The organism is Paenibacillus sp. TAF43_2, from assembly GCF_052113545.1.
Classification (GTDB): domain Bacteria; phylum Bacillota; class Bacilli; order Paenibacillales; family Paenibacillaceae; genus Pristimantibacillus.
Genome location: NZ_JBFRDK010000047.1, coordinates 25,886 through 38,021, shown reverse-complemented (window position 1 = coordinate 38,021; position 12,136 = coordinate 25,886). Strand labels below are relative to the sequence as shown.

Annotated in this window: 7 protein-coding genes; 3 read left to right on the top strand and 4 right to left on the bottom strand. The window is 40.9% G+C overall.

The genetic code is table 11. The annotated features are described in order from the left end of the window. The first annotated feature begins 105 nt into the window (after positions 1–105). Complete coding sequence (locus AB4Z17_RS13085; RefSeq protein WP_441960125.1) at positions 106–5,547, top strand: glycosyl hydrolase family 8; 5,442 nt, start codon at positions 106–108, stop codon at positions 5,545–5,547. Between the two features lie 101 nt (positions 5,548–5,648). Here the strand turns inward: AB4Z17_RS13085 and AB4Z17_RS13080 are convergent, their stop codons facing one another. From AB4Z17_RS13080 to AB4Z17_RS13065, 4 genes are read right to left on the bottom strand one after another with little or no spacing between them, the layout of a single operon-like run. Next, a complete protein-coding gene (locus AB4Z17_RS13080) occupies positions 5,649–6,776 on the bottom strand; it encodes a GerAB/ArcD/ProY family transporter (RefSeq protein WP_441960124.1) in 1,128 nt (375 codons plus the stop codon). 13 nt (positions 6,777–6,789) lie between these two features. Then, on the bottom strand, positions 6,790–7,023 hold the full coding sequence (locus AB4Z17_RS13075) for a hypothetical protein (RefSeq protein ID WP_441910341.1): 234 nt from the start codon (positions 7,021–7,023) through the stop codon (positions 6,790–6,792). A 12-nt stretch (positions 7,024–7,035) separates the two neighbouring features. Next, on the bottom strand, positions 7,036–8,256 hold the full coding sequence (locus AB4Z17_RS13070; RefSeq protein WP_441960122.1) for a Ger(x)C family spore germination protein: 1,221 nt from the start codon (positions 8,254–8,256) through the stop codon (positions 7,036–7,038). Further along, on the bottom strand, positions 8,253–9,755 hold the full coding sequence (locus tag AB4Z17_RS13065; RefSeq protein WP_441960120.1) for a spore germination protein: 1,503 nt from the start codon (positions 9,753–9,755) through the stop codon (positions 8,253–8,255). Before AB4Z17_RS13065 ends, AB4Z17_RS13070 begins: the two co-directional genes overlap by 4 nt. A gap of 303 nt (positions 9,756–10,058) precedes the next feature. Between AB4Z17_RS13065 and AB4Z17_RS13060 the strand changes: the two genes are divergently transcribed. Together AB4Z17_RS13060 and AB4Z17_RS13055 are read left to right on the top strand one after the other, a co-directional pair. Further along, positions 10,059–10,577 carry a sigma-70 family RNA polymerase sigma factor gene (locus AB4Z17_RS13060; protein ID WP_441960129.1) on the top strand — a complete coding sequence of 173 codons (519 nt, stop codon included), beginning with the start codon at positions 10,059–10,061 and terminating at the stop codon, positions 10,575–10,577. Continuing rightward, positions 10,570–11,895, top strand: a complete 1,326-nt coding sequence (locus AB4Z17_RS13055) for a hypothetical protein (RefSeq protein WP_441910338.1) — start codon at positions 10,570–10,572, stop codon at positions 11,893–11,895. Before AB4Z17_RS13060 ends, AB4Z17_RS13055 begins: the two co-directional genes overlap by 8 nt. The last annotated feature ends 241 nt before the right edge of the window (positions 11,896–12,136 follow it).

The window sequence follows — 12,136 nt, the reverse complement described above, 5'->3', positions numbered from 1 at the left end:
GAGCCAAGAGTGATTGTGAAAACCAAATATTTATGATAGCGCATTCAAAGTTTTGGACTTTTTGATCATTCGTTTTCATTATGGAAAAGAAAAGAGGTTAAGTATATGCATAGCAGAAACAAACGGAAAAAATCATTTCATGTAATGACTTGTATATTATTAACGTTCATCATGTTGACAACCACTTTCTCTAACTTTGTTGCTGCCGCGGATGAACCAGCAGCTGTGAGTAACGGAGCAGAGAAGGTTGCGGAATGGATATTTCCGAATGAAGGGGATAATGGCATCTCCATAGCAACAGGCGGTGCTTACGGAGCGGCTTCCTTGTTCCAAAATGTCGGTGGAACGTTTGAATACTATAGCGGGAGCAACAAGGATCTTAGCTATCAAGGCTGGAGCGGTGATTTTAGCCAAAAATATTGGCTTGCTACGATCTCGACTAAAGGCTATAAAAATTTAACCTTGTCATCGGAGCAAACCTCTTCCGGCTCCGGACCGCGTGATTTTAAACTGCAGATGAGTACGGACAGGACAACATGGACGGATGTGCCAAGCGGTGCGGTTAAAATGACTAAAGGAGTATACAGTTGTCCGCCTAACGATGAATGCAAACTGAAAAACGTTGCGATTCCAAGTGAAGCGAATGATCAGGAGCTTCTGTATCTTCGCTGGGTCGTTAGCTCGGGACAGAATACAAATGGCAATAGTGATGGAATTGGAGGCGGAGGCTCCAGCAAAATCAGAAACATTCTGGTTCAAGGGGAGCGTATAGATAACTCGGCCATTCGTGTACCCACTATTGATCTGGTTAAGCTTCCAAAGGACAAGGCTGAAAATGTATCGGTGGATGCGCCTTTGACCGTGAAGTTTAATAAGGCTATTTCTTTAGACACCGCATCTGCTGTAAGCATTGTCGACAATGAGAATAAACCATTAGCCGGTGTTTCACTGGAAGTTGTAGGTGGAAACACGCTTAATATTAATCATCCTGAGTTTGGTTATGGCAAAACGTATACAATCTCAGTTCCGAAATCATTAATCAAAGGTACAGACGAAGTAACTCAGATTCGTGATTTGGCATGGAGCTTTAGCATACAACAATCGCCTTTCTTGCCGAAAATGATCAATATGACATTTAACGGTGATCCAAAGACGAGTATCGCTCTAGCATGGTATACCGATACGATGACAGACTCTGTCGTTCAAGTTGTTGAGGCTTCGAAAATGTCAGGGGATGTCTTCCCGGCAGATGGAGCGGTCAGCTATAAAGGAACGGCGGAGGAAATTGAAACCTTTATGACAGAAGCTGATCGTGATTCCAAAACATTCACGAAATTCATTAGTCATAAAGCAACCGCAAGAGAGCTGAAACCAGGTACAGCGTATAAATTCCGAGTTGGCAATGGAGAAGAAGGCAGCTGGAGCTCGATTGGTTCATTTACAACGGATACAGCAGCTAACCAACCTTTCCGCTTTATTGCAGGATCGGATTCGCAGGCTTCTAATAAGTCTGATTTTGAACCGTGGGCAGATACGTTTAGGAAAGCAGTCGATTATATTGGCGAACCTAAATTTCTGATCAGTGCGGGCGATTTGGTCGACAATGGAGATTTGGAGGAGCAATGGCAGTGGATGCTGGGCTTAGCACAGGATTCTCTCACAAATGTTCCTTATGTGCCTGTACTTGGCGGTCATGAAGTGAATGATTATGACGGTGATGTAACGACGCCTAATAATAATTTCTATAATCACTTCAACTTGCCTAAGCAAACGGTAGCGGGTACGGATGAAGGTTCTGTCTATTCCTTCGAGTATGGCGACGCGCTCTTCATGGTATTCAATTCCCAATATGAAGGCGGACTTGCAGCGAATGGGAAAGATGTAGAATGGGCGGATAAAGAGTTCTGGGATCAAGTGAAATGGATGCAAAACACAGTAGCAAAAAGCGATAAGAAATGGAAGTTCGTCACTTTCCATAAAGGGCCTTATGGAGCTGGCGACAATTCAGCGCAATGGGAAGATGAGCGGGTTCAATTTTACAAAAAGTATCTCATTCCTGAATTTGACGAAATGGGAATCGATATGGTGTTCGAAGCCCATGATCACATGTATATGAGATCATTCCAAATGTTAAATGATGAGATCATTAAAGACTTTAAAATCGATGAGGAAGGCAATGCTATCGATCCTAAAGGGACAGTCTACCTGATGTCTAATGCGTTCGGAAATAAATTTTACGAAAAAAATAATCAGCATTATATTGATGAAAATGGAGATGCGCAAGAAGTAAAGGATGAGAATGGCAATCCCATTCCTTATGATGATTACTTTGCTGAGATTGACACTCAACCATTCAAGAAAATGTTTACGGATGTGTCTATTTCGGATAAAGTACTTGCTTTTACCGCATTCACAGCAGCTGTTGCAGATGAAAAAGCTGAAAACACAGTTGGCAAGGGATTGAAAGCTTATGATGATTATGGAATCAGAAGAACGGATACGAAGCCGGAGAAGGTAGAGAACGTCAAGGTGAAGGTGGAAGGAGATAAAGCGATTTTGTCTTGGAAGAAGCCTTCTACAGGAACAGAGCCGGTTAGAGGATTTAGAATCTACGAGAAGAACGACAAAGTAGCAGCACACTGGAGCGAATATATTTCAGCAACTGGCAATCAAACGGAATACAGCTTAGAAATTAAAGACATCAATCCTAATAAGAAATATGATTTTATCGTTAAGGCTGTTGGAACGAGAGACAACTCCGCTCCGGTGGAAGTTACAACGATTGAAAATGGTGCCGAGAACGAGCCGCCTTCAGCACCAACAAGCTTAACGGGTAAAGCCGTATCTCCGTATCAGAACGAATTGACTTGGGCGGCATCCTCTGGGAACATCATCGTGGCAGGCTATAATGTGTACCGTGATGGTGTGAAAGTTGGCGCAACATCAAGCTCGAAGCTAACCTATTCCGATACTGGTTTAGCTGCAAACAGCACTTATACGTATGAAGTGAAAGCAGTTAATCGAGAGGGACTCGAATCGCTTGCAAGTAATTCGATAAGCGTGAAGACGAAGCCAGCTGCTGCGGGTGAAGGCCCGCTTAAAGCATTCCCTCAGCATACCGCTTATGCGGACGGCACAATTAAGCCAAATCATATTACGCAAGCTGATATGGATAATACCGTGTCGAGATTATATGACGAGTGGAAAACGAAATATTTGAAAGAGAATCCATATACGTCAGGCCAATATTATGTGTGGTATGCGGATGGAGACTGGTTTGAAGAGAATGAGATTACAGTTTCCGAAGCTCATGGCTACGGAATGCTGATCACCGCTCTAATGGCAGGCCATGATAAAGATGCAAAGAAGTATTTTGACGGCATGTATCGTTATTTCAGAGCACATCCAAGCGAAATTAATCCAGACCTCATGGCTTGGCAGCAAGCTGATAATGGCAAAGCAATTATTGACATTAACGGTGTAGATTCAGCTACAGATGGAGATATGGATATTGCTTATGCACTTCTTCTTGCGAGTGAGCAATGGGGAAATGATGGGGAAATTGATTATTTGGCTCAGGCTCGCAAAGTAATAAAAGCCATTATGGATAGTGAAGTCAACCAAAAGGATTGGGTATTAAGAATTGCCGATTGGGCAACTAGCGGAGAGTACGAGAATGCTACCCGTCCTTCGGATTTCATGCTGCAGCATATGAAGGATTTTGCTGTTGTTTCCGGCGATGGCCGTTGGAATCAGGTAGTCGACAAAACCTATAACGTGATGGAAAGCCTTTATAAAAATTTCAGTCCGAACGCTGGTCTGCTCCCAGACTTTGTCGTGAAGGATACTGACAGCGGAAGCTTTATACCTGCACCGCCTTTCTTCCTAGAATCAGATACGGACGGCGATTATAGCTACAACTCATCCCGCACCCCATGGCGCATAGGCACAGACTATCTCATTACAGGGGAAAAACGTGCAAAAGATCAGTTAAGTACATTAAATGAGTGGATTCGTAAAAAGACGGATAACGATCCACAAAATATTTTAGCAGGCTATAAATTGGATGGCTCGGAAGCGATAGCTGATTATCAAGATATCACCTTCTCAGCTCCGCTAATGGTTAGTGCAATGATCGATTCATCCAATCAAGAATGGCTAAATAAGCTATGGGATCATAATACGGCTGTTAAAACGGAAGATGATTTATATTTTGGCAATAATCTCCGTTTGCTCAGCATGATTGTCGTATCCGGCAACTGGTGGACACCAACTATCGTTGATACGGATTTGCCTACTGATCCATCGAATTTAAAAGCAGAAGCGGTTTCCAGCACTCAAATTAATTTGACATGGTCTGCTTCTACTGACAATTTGGGAGTAGCAGGCTACAAGGTTTTCCGCAATGGTATTGAGCTGGCAACAACAACAAGTACATCTTATAGTGATACAGGGTTAAGCTCGGAAACAGCATACCAGTATTATGTCATCGCATTCGATCATGCGAATAATTTCTCCAAGGCAAGCAATGCAAGAAATATTACGACACCTAAAGCGCCAACTGGCGGTAATTCAGGCGGCGGTACTGGTATAACAGAGATTGTATCTACGAATGGAAAAGCAACAATACCGGCTGGTTACTCAGCAAAGGTGAGTTTAGGTGAGAAAATTAAAGTCACGATCCCAGCTGGAGCAACAGCTCAGGAAATGATGTTGACCATTGAAGAGCTGCTGGATACGGCTAAGCTTTTCACAAAAGACGATATTCCTCTCAGCTCAGTCTTTGAAGTGTTGAAAAATAGTTCGGGTAAATTCAGCAAAAAGGTTACACTCGTCTTTGAATTTAATTCATCGCTGCTTAAAGAGAATCAAACGGCAGCTGTATTCTACTTCGATGAGACGAGCAAGAAATGGGTATCTATCGGAGGCAAGATAAACGGTAATAAAATTGAAGTTGAAGTTGATCACTTTACGAAATTTGCTGTTTTGGCAATAAATAAAAATCAACTGAGCTTCAAGGATATTGATGGTCACTGGGCACAGCTGAATATCCAAAAGGCAGTGGCAGAAGGCTTTGTAAATGGTTATTCAGACGGCACATTTAAGCCGAATATTTCGGTAACACGTGCGGAGTTTGCAGTGATGATGATGCAAATGCTGAAGCCGCAAACAAGCGGAAGCGAACTGCAATTTAAAGATAAGTCTGCTATTGGCGCGTGGGCGGTTAAGGCAGTAGCTCAGGCTGTTGAGGCTGGTATTCTTACAGGTTATGAGGATGGCAGCTTCCGTCCAAATGCAAGCATATCAAGAGCCGAGATGGTTGCTATGATCGCAAAAGTTACTGGCCTTGATGCAGAGGCAACCGGTAAAACAGGCTTTGCTGATGACAGTGCTATACCTGCATGGGCTAAGAAGGCTGCGGAAACGGCGAAGAAGCAAGGAATTGTACAAGGACGCAGCGGTAATAAATTTGAGCCAACTGGCGTTGCTACCCGTGCTGAAGCGGTTACTGTGCTGCTGAAATTGAAAGAAGTTATGGGGAAATAATATCTGAGCTTTACAGTCATTTATGCTTTGCAACGGCGCCTCCTTCTGAGGCGGCGCCGTTTTATTAAACAAACCTCCGATTTGTCTTCTTCCCATCACAGCTATGCTTGCTCATTCTCAGTTGTATTCTCCTGCTTATTTCTACTCGCGCCCGGTCCACGAAACAGTAATATACCTAGAATGAACAAGGGTACAAAAATCGTGAAAATCGTAGCAAAGGGTGTCCAGTTTTTGGTGAGGAAATCATTGATGGAAATCGTGTTTGTGTAACATAACAGCGCTAGAGCGATCAAGCCAAATCCCATGGGTATGACATATGGTTTCGGGTCCTTCAATTTGAATAGCTGGCAGAGCCCAATCAACGATGCATCAAACGTCAGCACAATCTTCATCACGATGGATAAAATCCAAATGAACATCATAATCCCTTCAATACGTTCAAGAAAATGGCCGATGTTAATATTTTTCGCCAGTACGTAGGCCGGAAATAATTGATTAGCGGTGACGGCAGCTCCCATTACGCCTATACATCCCACAGTAATGATGATCAGTACAAATCCACCGATGACGGTCCCCCATACAAAGCCTCGTCCTTTTTTTGCTGATTTCGCTACGTAAGGATAAATCATGAGCAGCACAATCATTTCCTGAAATCCGGAAAAGGAGAAGCCAGCTTTTATAATGGGCTTAAAGCCGTATTCCAGTATGGGTTCAAAGTCTATAAAGTCTATTTGAGGGAAGATAGGTATGATAAGAAAGCAGAGCATAAAAAATAGGATCGGAAAAAATATTTGCACCGCACGGGAATAAACGATCATGCCTGCTCGTACGGCAAATATAACAATAATGACAAAGATAATGAGTAATATTTCAATCGGTGTTTCCGGCAAGGTTTGTGTGGTTAGGAAAAAACCGAGATCCCCAATCATCAGAGAGGTGAGCAAGTAGAAAAAAGCGATAAAACAGAGACCGAATACATTGCCGATCCACTTTCCAAAAGCAAGATGGCACATCTCAATGAGTGTTTTGTCCCCATATCGGTTACCGAGACTGACATAAATAAGGACGCTTAGAATGTTGAGTCCGATTCCTACTATGGCTGCGAGCCAAGCATCCTGTTTCGCTACCAAAGTAAGTCCTGCAGGCGTAATGAGGATGGAGGTGCCAATCATGAAAAAAATGACTAATATCGTGAAAGTGCGAACACTTAAAGTATCTGGCTTCATCATCGGTCTTTTCCTTTCAAGACATCAAGGAGTAGATTGCACGAGCGTAAGGAGATATTATTTTTTCTATCCATTCCAAAGGGTTAGGCGGTATGTTCATATACATGAAAGCCAGACTGCCAGAGGTTGCTGTTATCATAATGAATACAACCAGTAGAAGCTCTTTCATCCTGCGCTTGCCGAATAGGGGTGGGATTTCTACAATGGAAACCCATGTCCATGCACCGATTATACCTATCCATAACCACATAGCTGCCGCCACCTATTTTTTAATTGTGCTTCTAACAGACTGTACCGTAGTACCAATTCGCCGAATAGTGCACTGGGATTGAACGGTGATATTCACATCTTCGAATATTTTATCCCAATCGTTAATGCCATGCCACATTTTCGGGTTGGAACGATGAAGTGCTGAACCAAATCCAAATATATCTGTTTTAACTTGCTTTTGAAATTTGTGAAGCGTGCGGCTCAGTATATCTTCCAGTGTCTTATCGGCCAGCTTGTTTAGTTTGGCTAACGTTTCCGGCTGAGTGATATCAAGCTCACAGCTAATGTCTGTTATATCCTGCTCCGTTTTTAAAATGACTTCGAATGCAGGAGTTTTATTTTTCGTATTTACGCGTATATCCGTATGAGAATGGACGACTTGAAGACTTATGTTCCCTTTGCTCTCTGGACAAGCGATTGTGCCAGTTGTTTTGACGATATTATTTTGAATATAATTGAGCACCTTTGTGTCGTTTTCATTCAGCCAGCCTACCATACGATCCCGTTTAAAAGCGGCCATACCGGTGTATTTGAGGATGACCTTTGGTTCAACATTTACAGCATCAGTTATTTTATCGCCTTTTGAAGGACTGCCTTCGATTTCTATAGCGGTTAAAGTCGCTCCTTTTCCTTGCTGGGATAAATCTTGAATAAGCCTGTCCAATGTGATTTTTCCGGTTGCAGCCCATACTCGGTCAGAGGTCTCCAGCTTGGTGTACAAGTTATTCGCAGGAATCGGATCTATAGGGCTGTACATGTTTAAAATTTCACTTGCTGTTGTTTTTTTAGCTACGATGAGATAAAAGTCTGTTCTCATCTCACGGTTTCTTGCGATAAAATCGAGCGGCTTGCTGATTCCGCTGCGAGCTACATCCTCGCCTATAATTAATATCCGCAGGTGTGAGTAATATAGTTGTCGTGCCGCCTTAACCGTCATTCTGCTGAGGGCATCCGGTACAGAAACACCTGTTGCTTCATAAGAGACTACTGGACTGAAGTTGTTTGATCCTGCGTGTTTATTGCTTACCTGACCTGGATTAACAATTTGAGCAGTTACATTGTATTTATCGCCTTTCTTATCGATGGCAAGCCCTACCACGATACTAAGCTCATTTAACTCATGTCTGCTCCAGCAAGCAGTCATGAGAACGGCGGAGATTAGAAGAACGACGACGACAAGAGGGAGCCTGACAGATGATGTAGAACGTATCATGATTTTTTCTGCCTCACTAGATTTTTTGGTTTAAGGCTTTTGGGGCGTGTAATCATGGAGCGCAATGGCATACGAAAAAGAGTATCTTTCTGATCTGTACTGTTGAAGGGAGCCAGCGGCGCCATATAAGGAACGCCAAATGACGTGAGGCTGCATAGATGAAAAATGATCCCAATGATACAGATAAATACGCCGTACAATCCAAAGGATGCTGCCATGATCATCAGCAAAAACCGGATAATCCGAGCCGCAATGCCTAGATTAAAAGCAGGGAGTACGAAATTCGAAATGGCCGTTATGGAAACCACAATCACCATGGCAGCGCTGACGAGGCCAGCTTCTACAGCGGCTTGTCCGACAACCAGTGTTCCTACGATGGAGATCGATTGTCCAATCGTTTTTGGCATTCGTACACTGGCCTCACGGAGAATCTCAAAGGTAATCTCCATGACCAGCGCTTCTATAAAGGCTGGGAAAGGAACGCCTTCTCGCTGGCTGGCTAGGTTATAGAGCAATGTCGTTGGAAGCAGCTCCTGGTGAAATGTTGTAATCGCAATATAGAAAGAGGGTGTAATGGTAGCTATAAGAAAACACAAAAAGCGGAGCAAACGAATCAGTGTGCTGAAATCCGTTCGTTCGTAATAATCCTCGCTTGATTGAAAAAACTGCGTAAACAGTGCAGGAACGAGCAGTGCAAATGGAGTTCCATCCACCATAATCGCGACTCTTCCCTCCAGCAAACCAGCAGCAACCACATCAGGTCTCTCCGAATTAAATATGGTTGGAAAAGGTGAATATTTCTTATCTTGAATATGCTCTTCTATATAGTTGCTTTCAAGAATGCCGTCGATATCGATTTTCTGCAATCGTTCTCTAACCATTTCAAGCACATTATCTGAAACAAGATTTTCGATATAAATGACCGAAACTTCTGTCTGAGTGACACTTCCAATTTTATAGGTCTCAAACCAAAGGTGCCGACTGTTGATTTTTCTGCGAATCATAGCGGTGTTCCAACTTAACACTTCAGTAAAACCTTCACGGGGACCGCGCACCACGGATTGAACATTAGGTTCTTCAACCGAGCGAGCTCTAATATCTTTTGTGTCAACAGCAAGAGCTTCAGCACAATCATCAAGAAGCAAGATGCTGTTTCCAGCAAGCAGCATATCAAACATTTCATTAAATGATTTGAGATCAAATATGGCTCCTTCAGGAATGACACGATCTTTGTAGTAATCCATCAATTCTGTCGAATCAGAATATTGATTGCTCTCATTGTTTCCCGAGTAGACGGATTGAAGCATAGCATTTGAGCTCGATAGCCCAGCAATATATACAATGGCTCCTTGGATGGACACATTCTTTGCTAAATCAACTTGGAATTGACGCAAAATCAGGTCGGGACTATGGCCAAGATTATCCTGCAGCTTTTTTAAATTAGTTTTTAAATCCTTTTGCAACAGCTGGTCATCAATATTGTCTGTTGAATTAATCATCTGAGTACCTCTGATCTGATGGTTAATATGGTATCGTTTAGTTAGGATATCCTCATTTTCCAGATAGATACATATTTGTTGCGGCAACAGGATTATTAAGGGAAGTGAGGAGGTCAACTCCATTCCTCAAATTTACGAATACCCACACGATTAAAATCCCAACTAACCATAAAACAGGAAATTCGCCGTTTACATTCCTACCCATGCTTACTAGAATAGGGATATTTTTTATAAAATTTAAGCCAAATGCTGAATTACTTTGTCTAATAGGTATAAGAAGAAAAATAAAGAGGGTGGGTATCAATTATTAGATTAGTAGAAAAAGCTCAAAAGGGTGACGATAATGCMTTTTTAAAGCTATTCCAAAAATATGAACAAGATATATATCGCATGGCTTATGTTTATGTCAAAAATAAAGATGATGCTTTGGATATCGTTCAAGAAGTGGCATATCGTTCATTTAAAAAGATAGATACATTAAAAAAACCAGAGTATTTTAAAACATGGTTAATTAAAATTTCCATTAGTTGTGCTATTGATTGTTTAAGAAAAAACAATAAGGTGGTTCAACTAAGACCAGAGCATGAGGAGTTAATTGATCCTTATGTTGAAATTATCCCTCTATCATTAACACTTGATCAATTATTGGATGAGTTAAATGAAGATGAAAAGAGTATTGTCATTTTAAAATTTTACGAAGACTATTCATTTAAAGAAATAGCCGAGATGTTAAATATTCCATTAGGGACGTCAAAATCAATATTATATCGTGCATTAGATAAGCTTCGTAAACAAGCTAAGGGGGTTGGGATTTGTGAATAATATAGTAAAGCAAGAATTAGATAGAATCGAGATTCCAAAAGAATTACATGAGAGAGCGAAACTTGGGGTGAAAATGGCGAAATCGGAACAACTAAAAAGGAATTTTAATAAGCGGTTAGTTTTTCCCTTAGTAGCTTCTTTATCTCTAGTTTTTTCGATTGGAGTAGGAGCAGCCACTATGCCAAGTTTTAATAATTTATTATCTATCGTTAGTCCACAAATTGCGTTAATGCTCCAACCTATCGAAATGAGTAGTGAAGATGATGGTATTAAGATGGAAGTAGTCGCTGCGATGAATGATGATGAAATGGCAGTTATATATGTGACTATGCAAGATCTTACAGGCAATAGAATAGATGAAACTCTTGATCTTTATGATGATTACTCGTTTTCTGAAGGTCATATGTTTAATATTCAAATGGTAGATTACGATGAAACCACTAATACTGCGACATTACGAATGCAAGCTAACAGTGGCGAGCGACTTAATAATAAAAAAATAAGTTTTCGAATCAACTCTTTCCTAAGTCATAAACAAACATTTGAAGAAGTGAAGGTTAATGCTAATCTTATGGAAGCAAAACACAATACACCTCAAACGATATCATTAGATTTAAATAATAGTCCTGGTGGCGGTGGGAAGATTTTTGAAAAATTAGAGGAACAAAGAACAATACAGGTTTTAAAGCCAGACGAAAGCAAACTTTATCTTCCAGAAATAAATTTTATGCATATATCTAATTTAGGTTTTATTGATAATCGACTTCACATCCAAACGAAATGGACCAGAGATGATATAGATAGTCATGGATATTTTTATTTTATTGATCCTTCAGGAAATAAAATACATACTTCCAATGTATCTTTTGGAATTGATGATTTAGGAAATACGAATTACGGGAACGAATATGTCGAATATATCTTTGACATCGATAATTTAAACATAAACGATCTGAAACTAATGGGGTATTTTGTATCTAATAACAATTACACAGTAGGCGACTGGAATACTACATTTAAAATGCGGTCGGTTAGTGAAGAGAAAAATACAGCCTTTTCCAAGGGTTTTGGGACGTGGATGGCCAATCGTATGACCGTTTCACCATTAGGAGTAACCTTATATGGAATTGGTGAATTAAATAACTCTAGTAAAATTACAGTAACGGCTAAAATGAATGACGGCACAGTTCAAACATTTGATTCTATGACTAGCTATAGTGATAATGAGAAGGTTATAGCGAAATTCATACCTGCTTTGCCTTTAGATATTTCAAAGATTGAGGCCATCACTATCGATGGAGTGGAAATCGATTTTTAATGGTTGGTGTAAGATAAAGAGTTTTTTGAAAAGTAGTTGATAAACGGAAGAGTGGAGCAACAGCTGCGGCAGTTGCTCCATTATTTAGGTTAGCCAGTAATCATCATGATGAAAATATGAGTTTTATGTTCAAAATATTCAATATGCACAAAATAATTCTAATTATTTACAGTTCGCCAAGTTGTTGGTACTATACTGTAGGAGGTGTTCGAAGCAGCGTACCGCTTTTTGTATCATTCAA

What these genes read in the sequence shown, in the direction of transcription:
- AB4Z17_RS13075 (WP_441910341.1), bottom strand. Translation starts at nt 7,023, where the DNA reads ATGTGGTTATGGATAGGTATAATCGGTGCATGGACATGGGTTTCCATT.
- AB4Z17_RS13085 (WP_441960125.1), top strand. Translation starts at nt 106, where the DNA reads ATGCATAGCAGAAACAAACGGAAAAAATCATTTCATGTAATGACTTGT.
- AB4Z17_RS13080 (WP_441960124.1), bottom strand. Translation starts at nt 6,776, where the DNA reads ATGATGAAGCCAGATACTTTAAGTGTTCGCACTTTCACGATATTAGTC.
- AB4Z17_RS13070 (WP_441960122.1), bottom strand. Translation starts at nt 8,256, where the DNA reads ATGATACGTTCTACATCATCTGTCAGGCTCCCTCTTGTCGTCGTCGTT.
- AB4Z17_RS13065 (WP_441960120.1), bottom strand. Translation starts at nt 9,755, where the DNA reads ATGATTAATTCAACAGACAATATTGATGACCAGCTGTTGCAAAAGGAT.